General features: G+C 41.9%; 16 protein-coding genes. 10 read left to right on the top strand and 6 right to left on the bottom strand.

Annotated elements, in window-relative coordinates; genetic code table 11:
• Positions 1-71 precede the first annotated feature (71 nt).
• Positions 72-968, top strand: coding sequence for a LysR family transcriptional regulator (locus DFQ12_RS11195; RefSeq protein WP_120259000.1), 897 nt, complete (start codon positions 72-74; stop codon positions 966-968).
• Between the two features lie 7 nt (positions 969-975).
• On the opposite strand, the gene DFQ12_RS11200 is transcribed toward DFQ12_RS11195, so the two are convergent.
• A complete protein-coding gene (locus DFQ12_RS11200; RefSeq protein WP_120259001.1) occupies positions 976-1,545 on the bottom strand; it encodes a Crp/Fnr family transcriptional regulator in 570 nt (189 codons plus the stop codon).
• A 123-nt stretch (positions 1,546-1,668) separates the two neighbouring features.
• Complete coding sequence (gene lpdA, locus DFQ12_RS11205) at positions 1,669-3,072, bottom strand: dihydrolipoyl dehydrogenase (RefSeq protein WP_120259002.1); 1,404 nt, start codon at positions 3,070-3,072, stop codon at positions 1,669-1,671.
• 370 nt (positions 3,073-3,442) lie between these two features.
• On the opposite strand from lpdA, the gene DFQ12_RS11210 reads away from it, so the two are divergent.
• Positions 3,443-3,913 (top strand): OsmC family protein, encoded by a 471-nt coding sequence (locus DFQ12_RS11210; protein WP_120259003.1) that lies wholly within the window; start codon positions 3,443-3,445, stop codon positions 3,911-3,913.
• Between the two features lie 2 nt (positions 3,914-3,915).
• Here DFQ12_RS11210 and DFQ12_RS11215 read toward each other — a convergent pair whose 3' ends face one another.
• Positions 3,916-4,611 (bottom strand): LytR/AlgR family response regulator transcription factor, encoded by a 696-nt coding sequence (locus tag DFQ12_RS11215; RefSeq protein WP_120259004.1) that lies wholly within the window; start codon positions 4,609-4,611, stop codon positions 3,916-3,918.
• A gap of 2 nt (positions 4,612-4,613) precedes the next feature.
• Entirely contained in the window at positions 4,614-5,624 is a 1,011-nt protein-coding gene (locus tag DFQ12_RS11220) for a sensor histidine kinase (RefSeq protein ID WP_120259005.1), read from the bottom strand.
• Positions 5,625-5,795: 171 nt separating this feature from the next.
• Between DFQ12_RS11220 and DFQ12_RS11225 the strand changes: the two genes are divergently transcribed.
• Genes DFQ12_RS11225 through DFQ12_RS11235 form a run of 3 tightly spaced genes read left to right on the top strand, consistent with a single transcriptional unit; the run spans position 5,796 to position 11,579 of the window.
• Positions 5,796-7,184, top strand: a complete 1,389-nt coding sequence (locus DFQ12_RS11225) for a TolC family protein (protein WP_120259006.1) — start codon at positions 5,796-5,798, stop codon at positions 7,182-7,184.
• Between the two features lie 10 nt (positions 7,185-7,194).
• A complete protein-coding gene (locus DFQ12_RS11230) occupies positions 7,195-10,485 on the top strand; it encodes an efflux RND transporter permease subunit (RefSeq protein ID WP_120259007.1) in 3,291 nt (1,096 codons plus the stop codon).
• Positions 10,482-11,579, top strand: coding sequence for an efflux RND transporter periplasmic adaptor subunit (locus DFQ12_RS11235; protein ID WP_120259008.1), 1,098 nt, complete (start codon positions 10,482-10,484; stop codon positions 11,577-11,579). Before DFQ12_RS11230 ends, DFQ12_RS11235 begins: the two co-directional genes overlap by 4 nt.
• A gap of 146 nt (positions 11,580-11,725) precedes the next feature.
• Here DFQ12_RS11235 and DFQ12_RS11240 read toward each other — a convergent pair whose 3' ends face one another.
• Both DFQ12_RS11240 and DFQ12_RS11245 read right to left on the bottom strand, forming a co-directional pair.
• Positions 11,726-12,763, bottom strand: a complete 1,038-nt coding sequence (locus DFQ12_RS11240; protein ID WP_120259009.1) for a linear amide C-N hydrolase — start codon at positions 12,761-12,763, stop codon at positions 11,726-11,728.
• A gap of 57 nt (positions 12,764-12,820) precedes the next feature.
• Positions 12,821-13,654, bottom strand: coding sequence for a YgdI/YgdR family lipoprotein (locus DFQ12_RS11245; RefSeq protein ID WP_147420389.1), 834 nt, complete (start codon positions 13,652-13,654; stop codon positions 12,821-12,823).
• Positions 13,655-13,889: 235 nt separating this feature from the next.
• On the opposite strand from DFQ12_RS11245, the gene DFQ12_RS11250 reads away from it, so the two are divergent.
• The 5 genes from DFQ12_RS11250 to DFQ12_RS11270 all read left to right on the top strand — a co-directional run bounded on the left by DFQ12_RS11250 (position 13,890) and on the right by DFQ12_RS11270 (position 17,619).
• The gene (locus tag DFQ12_RS11250) at positions 13,890-14,447 is read left to right on the top strand and encodes a YdcF family protein (RefSeq protein WP_208642506.1); all 558 of its coding nucleotides are present in this window, start codon (positions 13,890-13,892) and stop codon (positions 14,445-14,447) included.
• A 151-nt stretch (positions 14,448-14,598) separates the two neighbouring features.
• Complete coding sequence (locus DFQ12_RS11255) at positions 14,599-15,384, top strand: class I SAM-dependent methyltransferase (protein WP_120259011.1); 786 nt, start codon at positions 14,599-14,601, stop codon at positions 15,382-15,384.
• A 10-nt stretch (positions 15,385-15,394) separates the two neighbouring features.
• Entirely contained in the window at positions 15,395-16,210 is an 816-nt protein-coding gene (locus DFQ12_RS11260; RefSeq protein ID WP_120259012.1) for an alpha/beta fold hydrolase, read from the top strand.
• A gap of 71 nt (positions 16,211-16,281) precedes the next feature.
• On the top strand, positions 16,282-17,205 hold the full coding sequence (locus tag DFQ12_RS11265) for a Dyp-type peroxidase (protein WP_120259013.1): 924 nt from the start codon (positions 16,282-16,284) through the stop codon (positions 17,203-17,205).
• Between the two features lie 51 nt (positions 17,206-17,256).
• Positions 17,257-17,619, top strand: coding sequence for a DUF4180 domain-containing protein (locus DFQ12_RS11270; protein ID WP_120259014.1), 363 nt, complete (start codon positions 17,257-17,259; stop codon positions 17,617-17,619).
• Positions 17,620-17,642 lie beyond the last annotated feature (23 nt).

Consider the following 17,642-nt stretch of genomic DNA (forward strand, 5'->3'; position numbering starts at 1 on the left):
CAAATTTCTATCATTTTTATAGATAATACAAATAATTTAAATTGTATATTTGTATCATTAAAATAATAGATATGAAATGGAACTTAGAATGGCTTCGTACATTTAAGGCGATTTATGAGACCGGCACACTTTCGGCGGCCGCACAAGAATTATTTATTTCGCAACCTGGCGTGAGTCTACATCTCAATTCTTTGGAAGCCTTTACAGGGCACAAACTATTCGATCGGTCAGCACGTCGGATGGTACCGACAGAGAAAGGAAAAATTTTATACAATTATATTATTGATCCGCTTAAAAAGTTAGAAATAGGCGAGCAACATTTTCACAATCGAGCTCTGGATGAACGTATTACCATCAGTGTTGGTATGTGTTTTGAAACCTTTCAATACACACTTGAGGAACATATTGCTCAACTTCCCTTCAACCTCATTATTAAATTCGGCGAGTATCCACAGATGCAACAGGATCTGGACAATGGCCTACTCGATTTAATTATTACACCGCAAAAAGGCAATCAGCAGAATTTAGTCTATCAGCCCTTTTCAAAAGAGCGTATCGTGCTGATCGCAGGTTGCCAAACAGATACAACCGAGTTGGAAGCTTTATTGCAGGACAATAAGATTAAGGAAGCTTCGCAGCTCTTAAAAAAACAGCTCTGGTACAGCACCGCAGCGGATATGGATCACCTCAGGAATTTCTGGTCAACACATTTTGGCGAACATCCTGATTTCAGCCCCAATTACATTGTACCCAATATCAGTTCCATTATACGTTGTCTCAGCAATAACAAAGGCTTTTCTATTGTTCCTGATTTTTTATGTGCAGAAGCTATTGCTTCCGGCAAAATAAAACTAGTCTGGGAAGGTCAATCTCCAGTCGAAAATACACTTTATTTTGGTACACGCAAGAAAACAATGTACCAAGAGGAAATCAGCAAATTGGAAACATTGCTGCAGGAAAAATGGTAGATTTCCCTTATTGATTCAGCATCTTACTTAAGAATTCGGGGGTCACGCCAATATAGGCGGCCACTTGCTTTTGCGGAAGACAGGCTATCAAGCTAGGATAACGTGTGCAAAATCGTTCATAACGCTCCTTTGCAGTCAAACGGAGATTTTCCATGGCACGGCTCTGGTAATATACCAAGGCGTTTTCCGCCAACACCCTGAAATAAATATTCAATTTTGGGATCTCCGTATACAATCTATTGAGATCCGTTTTTGCGATCATGGCAATTTCAGAATCAAATACAGCATCAACGGCAAGATACCCCGGCTTACCCGTGACTAGGCTATACATATCCCCTATCCACCAACCTTCGGGTGCAAACTGCTGAATATATTGATACCCATTTTCATCCACACAATAACTGCGCAGACAACCCGAAACGACAAATAGTGCATAACGGCTCACATCCCCTTCCAACAATAAAAACTGTTTTTTCTTGACCTTTTTTATTTTGACAAAGGAAAAGAAAAGGTCCATTTCCTCCTTAGTAAGATCAATCTGTTTCAGGATGTTTTCCGTTAATATATGTTGGTCCATGCGACAATACTCATTGATATTTAACAAATATAGTTTATCCCTAACCCCGAACCAAAGTTTCTATCAATTGTTTATTGTTTGCAGAAAGTCAGCGACAGTGACCTTCTGCAAATTTAAATTCAGTTAAATATTGACCGATGGTCGTCCTGATGCTATGGTATGCGCTTCCTTCATCACTTCGGAGTATGTCGGATGGGCGTAAGAAATCCTAGCCATACTATCGGCCGTAATTTCATATTCCAGCCCTACGACTGCCTGTGCAATAAGATCTGCAGCCCTTGCTCCCAGCACATGCACACCCAACAGCTCACCATAGACCGGATCCGCCAAAACTTTCACAAAGCCCTGCGTGTCCATTCCCGCACGTGCACGGGCATTGGCAGAAAATGGAAAATTCCCAACAGTATATTTCATTCCCTTCGCCTTGAGTTCCTCTTCACTGAAACCGACAGATGCGACTTCAGGCCAGGTATAAACAACAGCAGGTATTCGATCATAATGTATATGCGGTTTTTGACCATTGATCTGTTCGACAACAAATAGTGCTTCCTCCTCCGCTTTATGGGCCAACATCGCCCCACCGATCACATCTCCGATAGCATAAATATTGGGTACAGCGGTCTGCAACTGATTATTGACCACAATTGTTCCCCTAGCATCCAACTGAACATCCGTATTTTCCAGCCCCAATCCTTCGGTATAAGCTTTGCGACCGACAGCCACCAACACATAATCTGCCGTTATTTCCTGCTCCTGCCCAGATCGATCTTTGAACGAGACCTGCGTGCCATCGCCCAAATTTTCTGCTTTATAAACAGCCTGTTGAAGCAGTATGCGGATACCTTCCTTTGACAGGATTTTTTTGAGTCCATCCCCAAGTTCATGATCCATATTTGCCAGAAGATGATCCGCATATTCGATGATCGTAACTTCAACTCCCAATCGATTGAATATCGAGGCCATTTCCACGCCAATCACACCACCACCAATTATAACCATGTTTTTTGGCTGCGCCTTTAGGGATAAAGCCTCCGTTGACGTGATAATTCTTTCCTTATCAATCACTACCCCAGGAATAGTAGCCGGTTTCGACCCTGTGGCGATAATGATCTTATCGCCCTGAATAAGCTCGGTCACATTGTCTTTCTTTACAATGCTTAATGTCGAATTATCCACAAAGGATGCTGTACCCTGAATCACCGTTATCTTATTTTTCCGCATAAGAAAATTAAGCCCCTGTGTATTCTGTAGTACCACCTGATCCTTACGCGCATACAGTCGTCCAAAGTCTACTGACAAGCCATCCACCGTAATTCCATGTGCCGCAAAATGATGTACAGCATCGTGATAATGGTGGGTACTGTCCAAAATCGCCTTTGTCGGAATACAACCAACATTGGTACATGTTCCACCTAATGTATTGTATTTTTCGACCAATACCGTTTTATACCCCAATTGGGCAGCACGAATCGCGGCAACATATCCGCCGGGCCCAGAGCCAATAATGACCAGATCATATTGTTCCATATCTCAAATTATTTTTGTACCTAATTCCTATTTATCACGCTAACACCTGCCTTTTGAGCTGCCTATATTTGCTATTAAAAATAATACTATTTGGTATATAAATAATCAAAAAAAAGCCTACACAAGCCTAATTTACACAAGCCTAATTAAAACAATTAAAAATTTAAAAACGAATAACATGATGCAAATATATAAAATAAAATACCATTAAGTATATTTTATTATTAACCAAAAAAGGAAAAGAATGACTACTATATAAGCGAATTGGCAGTTCTGATACCTCTCCATAGACAATTGGAATTTATGACAAAAAATGCCGCTGATATTTTATAACTTCACAAGGAATAAGCAATAAAAACATCATTTGTCGATGAAAGAACATCAATATAAAGCGACTGTTGAATGGACAGGCAATTTAGGAAGTGGTACAGATCATTATAAAAACTATGAACGAAGTCACCAGATCAGTATAAAGGACAAAGTGATTATCCAAGGGTCTTCTGATCCGGCATTTCGTGGAGATCCCAACAAACACAATCCCGAAGATCTCTTACTTGCGTCCTTATCCTCCTGCCACATGCTATGGTATCTTCATTTCTGTTCGGTCAACAATATTATCGTGGAATCTTATATTGACCATGCCACAGGAACAATGATGGAGGAAGAAAGTGGCAAGGGCTTTTTTAAAGAGGTCATACTTAGCCCCTCAATCCGTGTACAGCGACCTGAAATGATCGCCAAAGCAATAGCGCTCCACAAAAAAGCCAATGAATATTGTTTTATTGCAAATTCAGTAAATTTTCCGGTGCTCCATCAGCCCCATGTAAGTGCTGAAGGATGATTTTACCTGTTCCCTAAGCGTTCCTGTAATTCTCTTCTGAAAGTAATCCCAACGGGGAGACTCATATTATTGATCTGCACCATACCATGTTCATATTTGCTGACCTTATTGATGGAGGCAATATACGATTTATGGATGCGGACAAATTTGGACGCAGGTACCTGCGTTAAGATCTGTTGGGTGGTACTAGCAGTAAGATAAGTCTGCGCTGGCGTCACGATTTTTACGTAATTACCAAAACTCTGGATAAAATCGATCTGAGAAAGCTTCACCTCAATCAATCGTCCATCCATACGGATACTTATTGTTTTTGGCTCCTCCTCCTGCGGTATTATACTCTGGTTAAAAGATAGAAAGCGCTGTACAGCTTTAATAAAACGAGGAAAAGATATTGGTTTCAACAAATAGTCCACCACCCCATAGTCATAGCTTTCCAATGCGTACTCCGAATAGGCTGTTGTCAAAATCGTTTTGGGTGGATTGTCCAACATTTTCAAGAATTCCATTCCGGTAATTTCGGGCATGTCAATATCCAGAAAGATCAGATCAACCCGGTTATTACGCAGATATTCCAGTGCTTCAAAGGCATTATAGCATTGAGCGACCAATTCCAGATCAGCGCTTCTTTCAATATAATTTACCAATACATAATGTGCAGCTGGTTCATCGTCAACCACAATACAGCGATTTTTCTCCATGGCTAAAGATTTATAACTAAAGACACCTCAAACTCCTCTTTACTTGCATTTGTATTTAACTGATAGCGATTGGGATAGAGCAATTTTAATCGGGCTATCGTATTTTCCAAACCTATTTTTGCCGAAAATACATTCCGTTTTTTCACGGGAACTGAATTTCGTACATGCAAATATAAGTTCCCTTTTTCAATCCTGATCGAAATTGCTACGTAACAATCTTCTATACTACAGGTACCATGTTTAAAGGCATTCTCTACAAATGTGATCAATAGCATTGGTGCGATTTGGTACTTAACACCTTCTTCACGCTGATAATCAAAGTCAATCTTGGTTCGATAGCCCAACCGTTCACGTTCCAATTCGATATAACTCGAAATAAAATCAATCTCATCATCCATTGAAACAAATTCCTTGTCGCTACTTTCCATCTGATAACGCAGCAGTTGTGACACTTTAATAATCAATTCAGAGGTACGTTCCGGAAATTTAAGGCTGATGCCATAAATGGTATTTAAGGTATTGAACAAAAAATGGGGGTTCAGCTGTTTTTTCAAATTAGACAATTGTGTCTGATTAGAGAGCAGTTCCCGTCGCGTTTTCAATCGTTGAAAACGATAGAATTCAATAAATTGGATACTTCCCAAAATACAGATCAACGAGCCCAATAATACACCGACCTGATAATGGAATGTTTTCTGTGCGAGACTTTTATACAAAAAACAGTTTTTATAAATAAAGTTTTCCGTTATTTCTTTTAGCACTAAAGCAAACACCAGCAATATTGCGATCGACGATAGCGCATACAATGTGGCTTTATTCTTTTTAAGTAGAAGAGGCAGCAGAAAAAAACGGTTCACCTGCGCATGGATATATAAGATCAAAAAATAGATCACCCCCATCAAGAAGCCTTTCCAGCTCAAAATCAGAATCCAGTCATTCAGCGTAAAGAGGATAAACGAGAAAACCAGTAACATGGTTTCCTGTATGATCTTATTTTCCAGAACCTTTCTCATACTCCCTTATTTTGTTAAAAATCTGTTACAAAGTAAAAGTATTAAGTTTACAACCACCGAAAAATAAATGACGAATTACATTGGTCACTTTTAAACGCCATAGATCATTTTAAACGGACTATACAACAAGGTCCAGCCTTATCTTCGTTTCCATAAAATGATATATAACCTATGCTGAAATTGAATTTAGTGTTGTCATTGGCTGTATCACTTGCGACCTCAACCTCATTTGCACAAAAGCTTACCATCCGTGATGCCGTAGACCAGGGTCTTGCAAATTATGGAATTATTAAGGCAAAGGCGTATTATGTCCAGTCAGCACTACAGACCAACGAACAGGTAAAACGCGACTTCTGGCCTAATTTGACTGTTGTAGCGCAACAAGATTATGGAACCATCAATGGACAGAACGGCCCATTGTATGGATTTGGTGGACTCGGTGTTGCTTCTTCGGGTGCGGCGCTTCCGGAGCAAAATTGGAATTCCGCTTTTGGAGCGCTTTATCTTGCCAACATCAATTGGGATATCTACACCTTTGGCCGCAGAAAAGAGCGCATCGAATTGAGTAAAGCGGACAGCAAACGATTGGAAATTGATCTTCAACAAGAACAATTCCAACATAAGATCAAGATTGCCGCAGCCTATCTGAATCTTCTGGCGAGCCAGCGTCTTCAAAAAAATCAACAGAAAAACCTTGACCGCGCTCTGGTATTCTTTAACATTGCGGCTACCAAAGCCAAGAACGGGATTTTACCCGGTGTCGATTCAACTTTGGCCTCGGCAGAAGTATCCCGTGCGAAAATCAGTTTGAATCAGGCCCGAGAGAATGTGAAGGAGCAAAACAACAAATTAACGGTACTGATGGGGATCAACGCAACAGATCTTCAGATTGACACTGCACTCGTAACAAAAACACCCACCCAGCTACTGACGACCGACCCGACGTTGGTGGACAACAACCCCGTGCTTCAATATTACAAAAGCCGGATTGAAGTTGGAGAACAACAACTGCGACTGTCAAACAAGGAATACCTGCCCACCTTATCGGCCTTCGGTGTTTTCCAGGCAAGAGGTTCTGGCTTCAAAAGCGATTACACGACAGACCTCCAAGCCTTTACAAGAAACTACTGGGATGGTATCCGCCCCAACCGACAAAACTATCTTTTGGGCTTGGGGATCAATTGGAATTTAACCTCAATCGCCCGAATCAACAAAAAAATCAGCGCACAACGGTATACCAACGATGCTTTACGGGAGGAATATCAAACCACCGCAGCACAATTTGTTGCACAGCTGGATGCCGCCGACGTTAAGATCAGATTAGCACAACAGAGCGATATCGAAGCCCCTCGACAGGTATCAGCGGCCCAACAGGCCTACAATCAAAAGATGGCTATGTACAAAAACGGTCTGGCAACACTTGTGGATGTCACCCAGACCCTATATACACTTAATCGAGCCGAAACAGATCGCGAAATCGTCCATATCAACCTGTGGCAATCACTTTTGCTGAAAGCCGCAGCAGCGGGGGATTTCGATATTTTCAACAAAGAACTATAAATAACACCGCATGAATTTAATACGTTTTGCCTTACGTAAGCCGATCTCCATCCTTGTGTTGGTTATGGGCCTTATTGTATTTGGAATAGGCGCAGTACGCACGATCAAGGTAGACATTTTACCCAAAATGAACCTTCCTGTTATTTATATTGCGCACCCCTTTGGAGGTTATTCTCCAGATCAGATGGAGTCTTATTTTGCTAAAAACTACGTCAATATCCTGCTTTTTGCCAACGGAGTCAAATCCATTGAGACCAAAAACATCCAGGGGCTGACCTTAATGAAGATCTCCTACTACGAAGACACCAACATGGCTCAGGCTGCAGCCGAATTGAGCGCATTGGCCAATCGTATCCAGGCCTCCTTTCCCCCGGGATCACAACCACCCTTTATTATCCGGTTTGACGCATCTTCACTCCCTGTAGGGCAGCTGGTACTCAGCAGTGATAAACGTTCTAACAACGAACTACAGGATCTAGCCAACGTCTATGTACGGGCTTCTTTTACCTCCATACCGGGATTACTTTCCCCGCCACCATTTGGAGGTAGTCCACGTACAATCGAAGTCAATGTTGATCCCGATCTGATGCGCAGTCACAACATGACCCCTGATCAGGTCGTCGAAGCGTTAAAACTCAATAACCAGACCGCGCCTGCCGGAAATGTCCGTATAAAAGATAAAAACTACATTACACCCACCAACAACACCATTCGTGATGTGAAGGATTTTGAGAAAATCCCCCTTTTTAAAGGCGGTGTACAAAATCTCTATCTGGGTGATATAGCTACGGTGAAAGATGGTGCTGATGTTACGGCAGGTTATGCACTCGTCAATGGCAAACGATCAGTCTACGTCAGCATTGCCAAAGCCGGTGATGCCTCCACTTGGGAGGTCGTACAAAATCTGAAGGCCGCACTTCCAAAAATACAGAATACCCTGCCCGAGGATGTCAAATTATCCTATGAGTTCGACCAATCCGTCTATGTCATCAACTCCGTCAAAAGTTTGATTACCGAAGGCGCTATCGGAGCAATACTCACCGGTCTGATGGTTTTATTATTTTTGGGCGACCGTAGAGCAGCTTTAATTGTTATCCTAACAATCCCAATCTCTGTAATTTCGGGCGTACTCTTCCTGAAACTATTTGGACAGACGATCAATCTAATGTCACTAAGTGGATTGGCACTGGCAATCGGCATCCTCGTTGACGAGAGTACGGTTACGATAGAGAATATACACCAGCATCTGGATATGGGCAAACCCAAAGCACTGGCAATCTGGGATGCCTGTAAGGAAATTGCCCTGCCAAAGCTGTTGATTTTATTGTGTATCCTCGCTGTATTTGCGCCAGCATTTACAATGACAGGTATTCCGGGATCCCTATTCTTACCCTTAGCCCTGTCCATTGGATTCTCCATGATCATCTCCTTCCTACTTTCACAGACTTTTGTACCGATCATGGCCAACTGGCTTATGAAAGATCACCACAAGACCGGTCCACATAAAATAAATCCAAAAGGACTGAATGCAGATGAAGTAAAATTTGCCGAAACGGGTCTATCCGTTGAATCCGAACAAGATACCCTGAATCAGAAGAAACTTCTTGTCGAACGGGAAGATTTTAACAACGATGGCAAGATCAGCCTGTTTGAACGCTTCAGAAATCGGTTTATGAAAATGATCGACAGACTGTTCAAACAGAAGAAAATTATCACCGTCGTCTACCTGGTTGGTGCCATAAGCCTGGTACTCGTTTTACTCAATACGATTGGACAGGACGTATTTCCAAAGGTCAATTCAAGTCAATTTCAGATGCGTCTGCGTGCGGTTGAAGGAACCCGCATCGAACGTACCGAGGAGAAAGCCAAACGCGCGTTGGTCGAACTTGAAAAACTTGTTGGAAAAGAACATATAGGGATCTCCTCTGTATACATTGGCCAGCACCCTGGACAGTTTTCTGTATCGCCGATCTACCTATTTATGGCCGGGCCTCATGAAGCAGTTTTTCAAATCGCTCTTAAAGATTACGAGCACGATATGGACAGCTTCCGCGATGAATACAGAAAGCGACTCAAGGCCGCTCTTCCAGATGTCCAAGTTTCCTTTGAACCCATCGAACTCACCGATAAAGTCCTGAGCCAAGGTTCACCAACACCGATCGAGGTGCGAATTGCCGGCAAGAACAAAAAGAATAATGAGAAATACGCAGGTAAATTAATCGAAGAACTGAAAGCTATTCCCTATTTCAGGGATGTACAGCTGGCGCAATCCATCAAATATCCGTCATATGACATCAATATTGACCGGGTGCGTGCCGCTCAGCTAGGTATTGACCTTGCAGAAGTAACCCGATCACTGATCGCGGCAACATCGTCCTCCCGTTATACGGAGAAAAATACCTGGATTGATGAAAAGGCGGGGCTATCCTACAATGTCCAAGTACAGGTTCCCATTGATAAAATGAAAGACGAGAAAGAGATTGGAGAAATACCATTGTTAAAAAATTCGTCAAGACCAATACTGAGCGACATTGCAACCATTACACCATCTTATACTTATGGCGAGAATGACAACTTAGGTGCTATGCCCTACATTTCCGTCACAGCCAATATCGACCATACGGATCTGAAAACAGCCTCCAATGATGTACAACGTAGTATTAAAGCTTTGGGCGAACTTCCACGCGGTCTTTCGGTGGAGCAAATCGGATTGGGAAAAGTATTAAATGAAACCATGAACAGCCTACAGGCAGGTCTGGCTGTAGCAATCATTGTGATATTTCTGATGCTTTCTGCCAACTTTCAGTCGTTCAAAGTATCCATGGTTGTTCTCACCACCGTGCCAGCAGTTGTCCTTGGATCTTTACTGATGCTCTTAATGACCGGTTCAACACTCAACATGCAATCCTATATGGGTATTATTATGTCTGTGGGTGTATCCATCGCCAATGCCGTGCTATTGATCACCAATGCAGAGCATATCCGCAAGCACAATCAAAATGCATTGGCAGCAGCACGCGAAGCCGCCTCGCTGCGTCTACGTCCTATTATTATGACCAGTTTGGCCATGATTGTCGGGATGTTGCCAATGGCTATCGGTCATGGTGAAGGCGGTGAACAGGTATCCCCATTGGGACGTGCCGTTATCGGAGGCTTACTCTTCTCCACCTTTGCAGTACTGGTGATTTTACCGTTAATATTTGCTTGGGCACAAGAGAAAAGCAGCACCCAATCGATCTCCTTAGATCCCGAAGACGAAGAAAGTAAACATTATATCGCAGCATTAAAACCTTTATCATGAAACACAATCTCCTAAAAATATTATCCGCAGTAGGCCTGCTCGCCTACTTAACCGGATGTCAGTCCGCTGCCGAGGAAAACAGCAAAAAAACAGCAGCGGTAACGGCAAGCCCAGCAATGGAAACATTCGCGCCGTCCAAACAGAAACTAACGAACAAAATGCAGATACCGGGCGAAATCAGTGGATTTCAGCAGGTGGAAATTTATGCCAAAGTGAGCAGCTACGTACGGGCATTAAAAGTTGACATTGGCAGTCGGGTTCAGGCCGGACAGCTGTTAGCTGTACTTGAGGCTCCAGAATTGAGTTCACAATTGTCAGCCGCAAAATCAAGGTTAAAGTCGCAGGAAGCGATTTACATGGCCACCAAAAGCACCTACGATAGACTGTTCGAAACCAGTAAAGTCGAAGGTACTGTAGCCCGACTGGATCTCGAGGTCGCCGAAGCGAAAAAGAATGCGGATTTCGCCCAATTTCAGGCGGCAAAATCAGCCTATGCGGAGGTACAGAACCTATTGAACTACCTCGAAATACGTGCACCATTTGATGGCGTTATCGCGACACGTAATGTCAATCAGGGTGCCTATGTCGGACCAGCGGGCAGAGGTTCGGAGATGCCCATCATGACCATCCAGCAACAGAGCAAGCTCCGTTTGGCTGTTGCCGTACCCGAACAATATGCAGGCTTCCTGGCAGCAGATCAACCGCTACAGTTTACCGTAAAGTCCTTGCCGGGCCAACAGTTTTCAGGTAAGATCGCACGCAAGTCAGGCGCGCTGGATAGCAGATTCAGATCTGAACGAGTTGAAATCGACATTACCAATACCAACAACAAACTCCTCCCGGGTATGGTTGCTGAGGTCGAGTTGCCCCTGACTTCTCAGGATAGCACCTTTGTTGTTCCCAAAGCCGCAGTCTTTACCTCAGGTGAAGGAAGTTTTGTCATCGCCGTTGTGGACAACAAAACAAGTCGTGTTCCGGTACAAAAAGGACGTAGCATTGACGGACAGGTAGAAATCTTTGGCAATCTTAATCCGACCATGCGGCTTGTGAGTAAAGCCGATGAAGAAATCGCGGATGGCACCACCGTTAAATAAAAACAAGAAAGCTGTCCTAAGAATAAAAACGTAGCCCATGCGCATTGATCGTTGAAAAGAGATGCTCGGGAATACGAATAGATTAAAAGCCAATAGGCTGTCCAAAAATATCGGACACCCTATTGGCTTTTATTATTTTCACACGACTATATACCCATAAATTTAAAGGCGTTGGCAGATTTAAATAGTCCATTTGAGATGCCATTAATTGCTATGCCCTGTTTTAAATCCAGTTTCATTGCAGGGGAACCCTTTTTCAAATCAAACTTAGTAAGATCCACCCATAAAGTTCCCGGAGTCAACACATTCTCAAAATAATAAACTTTATTCTTTTGATCTGCGACAGACCGCCATCGGGTAGAGGAAATATTAGGTTCAGTTTCCGAGCTTATACCAAATGGGACAGAGCAATTACGAATGACGCTAAATACACTCGCGACAGCGGTTCGTGTATCCTCCGTTTGTGGGATGGCATTGATATAATACGAAGCACGCACAAAACGATCTGCAGCCCGATTGGTACCCGGAAGCATAATTGTCCCCGGGATTCCCTGCCAGTATCTGTTTAAAGCCAGCTGTTCCTCAAATACGGGTGAATTTGTCATCACCGTATATGCTGCATTATGGTGAATAACCAATTTTCCATTGATATATTCAAAAATAGCATTGTCACCCGTTGCATCCGAAAGGGATAGGTGTACGGTTGTAAACTTTTCGGTTCCCGGAATATAGTCACTCACAATTACAAAAGGTTCGTCCTGCAACACCCTCACCGCCTCAGCTACCGTCGCAAAATTGTCAAGTACATATTGTGCCCAAGCCGAGATCGCTACCCCCTTTTTTGTTCCGGCGGGATCAAATTTAGGATAAGTAGACTCGACCAGCCAAAGTACATTGGCGACCAGTCCCTTTTCATTCAGTCCATCTACGGTCGCAATATCCCATGCGCTAGCAATCACACTACCATATTGTGATGTCCAGGTCAGCGATTGCGGCCCCACTTCACCACTTCTTTGCATACCCCGCGGAAATACCCAAATGTTAGCAGCAATATCATCCTTCCAGTCCATGCTACGTGCTGTAATAACGGTTTGACCGGGCCCTTTGTAAACCACCCTGGTACAGGCATCCGTCTCTCCATGCAGGAGGACCATAATTAAGATAATTGAAAAAAGATACTTCATAAGATAGTTGTTTACATCATGATAAAAAAACACCATATGGTAGCTGTTAGAATTTCCTTACTCTACTTTTTTATCATCAATAGCTACCGCAGCTGCCGTCAATGCTACAATTCCCCCAACCAACAATACGTTCTGACCTTTCTTTTCTTTATAAGCCATTACGTCCCCTCTTTTTGTATAGATCTCTATAATATTATTTAACGATACAGCTCCAGTCTGCCAAAGCTGTTCTACATAAAACTGCTGTTCAGTCGTTTTTGACAGTGCCTTGCCATCGGACAATACCGAATAGCTCAGAAAGCTCCGTAAGTTATATGGTGATTCAGCGGGCTCAAATTTGGCCAGCTGTACGGCATAACTTTCCCCATTCATATCATACATATTTACTTTTTTCTTCTTAGATGATTTAGTGATTTCCTTCACATCGTTTCGAAGATCAAAGTAACTGCCATCTATATAAGCGTGTGGAGGAATAAGCACCACATCCTTTGGCAAACCTATTGTCCCACTAAAATACCCACGTACCCAATCTTCGTTTAATAAGCTTGTATTTCTATTTCCAAAGCTAGAAACAGTTCCATCAATTTGCCCTTTGATGGCTGTACTTTCGGCAGCATAACTTAAAGCTTTGCCATTGATGACCAAAGCCGAACTTTTCAGATCCCATAAAACAGGCTTATCGAGCTTATTCGCTATCTTTAGATATAATTTACCTTCTCTACTAGCAAAAGAATAATCAACTTTAACCGTATCATTATCGAATGAAAAATGGCCATTTTCTTCATCCTTTTTAAGATTTTCACCGCTAAATGTCATTAAATAATTTGACGTGCATGCAGATAGTAGAAACACGCAACAAATTGGCGCAAGAATTTTGATTATTTTTTTCATACAAACAAGTTATTTTCGTATAGCACAAGTACTCTAATATGACTTTAGAATCATTACTTACTAATATAAAGATTACACATCAATAAATCCACATATAAAAGAATAAATCTTTATACAAAAGATTTTATCCACTTTCAAAGCACGTTTAGTTTTTAACCTTATTTTTTCTTATTTTCAAAGTATGTCGCGACAACGACAGTGAATCATTTAACTAAAAAATCAATTGCTAAAGGACATGTTGAAGGTCATTAAATCAGGAATGAAACTTGGACTTATCTTATTTTTGATCCAAAGTATATTGATTTGTATCGATGGGCTGCGTGACAAAAAGACCAAAGCGGCTATCGGTATTGTCCTCGGTAATAAAATCAACCCCGACGGCAGTCCCTCGGAGAGACTGCAGGAACGTTTAAACAAAAGTATCCAACTATATAGGGCAGACCGGATTCAGATGATCCTTGTCAGTGGTGGTTTTGGAAAGGAAGGTTTTTGGGAAGGCGACAAAATGAAAGACTATCTGGTGCTGAACCATATTCCATCGCAGAAAATTATTGTGGACAACTATGGTAATGATACCGAAAAAACAGTGGTCAACAGTATCCGTATCATGGACAGTCTACACTATAAAAGTGCCATTTCCATCTCCCAATATTTCCATCAGACACGAACAAAAGCGCTCTTTCGAAAAAAGGGATTTGTCAATATCGAAAGTGCAAGTCCTATCTATTTTGAATGGCGTGATGGCTATTCCATCTTCCGGGAGTTTGTTGCCTACTACAAAGAGGCCTTATAACGCTTATAAAAAGGAGCCGTTTGAATCCATTTATTGTATCTCATATTCGAGCGCATCTCCCAGCTGATAACCATCCACGAGCCATTCAATCAAAAAGAAGTTTGTTTTATCGTCAAAGCAAATTATATTTACGACACACTAAACCAATCAAATGAAAGAGAAATTTATTGACAGAAAAGACCAACAGGCAAATAAAATATTTGAAAGACGAACATTAGCAAATGACTATCGGACCATTCTTCCACTGTTAAAACCCGGTTTAGCTATCCTCGATGTAGGTTGTGGTACAGGAACACTGACAAATGAAGCCGCATCACTTATCGCGGACGGAGCAGTGATCGGTTTGGACAACACCCAATCTTTTATTGATATAGGGAATCAACAATACGGTGACAGCGCCAATCTTAGTCTAGTCTGTGATAATATTTTCACTTATGAGCCACCACATCAGTTTGATCTGATTATGACTGCAAGAACAGTGCAATGGCTAAGTGATATTCCTGCGGCCTTACAACGGTTCAAATCCTGGTTGAAACCCGGAGGACAGCTTTCGATCCTGGATTATAACCATACCGCAATTGAATGGAACCCAGCACCACCGTCCAGTATGCAGGAGTTTTATCATACATTTCTGAAATGGCGTGCCGATGCAGGTATGAACAACCGTGTCGCGGATGAAATCGCCACTTTACTCCAACAACAGGGATTTACAGCCATTGAGACAATAAACGCCGATCAGATCTACACCAAAGGCGACGATCATTTTCAGACCAATCTTGGAATCTGGATCAAAGTTGCCCAGTCGCAACAAATGGTAATAGAAGGATATATTACAGATGAACTGCGTTTAAAAGCCATTGAAGATTACAGCAACTGGATCGAAACAGAAGCCCTATCAATGACCTTAAAAATGAACGACGTAAGAGCTAAAATTTAATAAATTCAATATGATCCGTATATACCCTATTTTCTTTTCTATTTCCCTGTTACTCTCCACGTTTGACCTGTTTGCACAATCGAAAGATACGACAATCAGTGTTGGTCAGCATAGTTTACATTTTAATATTACAGCTGGAAAAGGAATTCCCATCATTTTTGAATCAGGAGCTGGAAACGATGCCTCTGTATGGCAGAAACTATTGGCTCCATTATCAGCTAGATTAGGTGCACCATTAATCACCTACGATCGGGCGGGTTTCGGAAAAAGTGGTATAGATACCGTAAATGTCAATCTATCGACTGAAGTCGCTGATCTAAAAAGGGCGCTGAATAAATTGGGGTATAACGAACAATATTTCTTTGTTGCACATTCTTTTGGGGGTAATTATACGCTGAAATTTGCCGATGAAAACAAGGGGCAAGTACTTGGTGCGGTGATGATAGACATTGTCTCGCCTTATTTTATGACAATGGAGCGCGGAAAATCATTAAAGATAGAATATGCCGACCGACTTCAAGAGATCAAAAAAGAGAGCTTGGGATTCTATCATTTAACGATGAATTACGAGAATTCAACAGCTATTTTGCATGAAGTAGCGCCACATGCGACCATTCCAATGACAATTATTGGCTCAGGCATTAGCCCTTTTGAAGAACCCGATAGAAGTAAGTTTGTTGCCGCATTAAAAAAGTTTGCAGACGAAAAGGACAACAGAAAGTATATCTTGGAGCCGAACGCACAACATCACATCTTTTACGATAATCCGGCTTTAGTGATCGAAGAAATCCAGTCATTATACAAAAAAACAACCTCAACAGAATAATTTGATCTGTTTGGAAATAAATTTATTTGTAGCTTAGTATTATTGTCAATGTCCAATCAACACAATATTTTATGAACAATCAAGCGCAGAATGTTATCGATTCACCCAGCAACAATACCGTTTTCATGGTATGGAATTTTCAGGAAAATAAAGAGCTGAAACCGGTGTTTGAACGGATCTGTGCCCTGGTCGTCAATCTGAATAATTCGGCTCAGGTACGTTCTACTGGTATAAAAGCGAGTATTGTCATGGGGATCAGTTATCATGCCTGGAAAAAATTGGCACTACAAGAGCCATTACCTAAAGAATTGGTTCCTTTTGAGCCCATCGTAGGTCAAAAACATGTCGCTGTCGCTACCCCGGGTGATCTCCATTTTCATATTCGCGCTGAAGAGCAAAGCTATTGTATTGACATGGCAGCCGAAATTTCCGATGTACTGGCAGCAGTTGCTGACTGCAAGGAAGAAATCCACGGCTTTCGTTATTGGGATGGAAGAAGCATTCTAGGTTTTGTCGACGGCACCGAAAACCCGACAGGTGAAGACCGTGCTTTCTTTGGTATTATTGGAGATGAAGATCAAGCCTATCAAGGTGGCAGCTATCTTTTTATTCAAAAATACATTCACGACATGAACAGCTGGCGGGCCTTACCGGTATCCGAACAGGAAAAAGTTATTGGCCGAAGTAAAACCAATGATATTGAAATGTCGGATGACGTAAAACCGGCCAATTCGCATTCGGCCTTAGCCAATGTAGGCGATGATCTCAAAATCGTTAGGGACAATATGCCTTTTGGTAATATCGCCAATAATCAAATGGGCACCTATTTTATTGCTTATGCCAGTAGATTTAGCACCGTGATACAAATGCTAAAACGAATGTTTATAGGTGAACCAGATGGTAATTATGACCGTATTCTGGACTTTAGTACAGCTCAGAGTGGCACATTATATTTCTGCCCTTCTATTGATATGCTGAAAGATTTTGCCGGATAGAGCAATCTTTAGGGCTTAAAGACAATCATTACCACTCAATATATTACGACTATGCAAATCGACGTTATCCAAGTAAACGATAGAAATATCGCTGAAGTAAAAGACACTGCTATCCTCATCAACAATCTCGATGATGGTTTACAGATCATGGTAGACTGTGGCGCACAGGAAGCATACAAAGCAATCTTATACCAAGAAAATATTTCGGCTGATTTTTTTGAACTTAAAACGAAGTTGGCGGGGGAAATTCTTCAAAAATATACGCAGTACGATTTTGACGTTGCTATTGTTGGTGACTTTTCCATCTATAATAGCAAAAGTCTGAATGATTTTATTTACGAAAGTAATAAAGGCCGTAAGATCAACTTTGTTGCTACGCGGGATGAGGCCATTACTAGACTATCAAAGGGTTAACGGTACAGCTCGATCCATTCAAG

The organism is Sphingobacterium detergens (assembly GCF_003610355.1).
Classification (GTDB): Bacteria; Bacteroidota; Bacteroidia; order Sphingobacteriales; family Sphingobacteriaceae; genus Sphingobacterium; species Sphingobacterium detergens.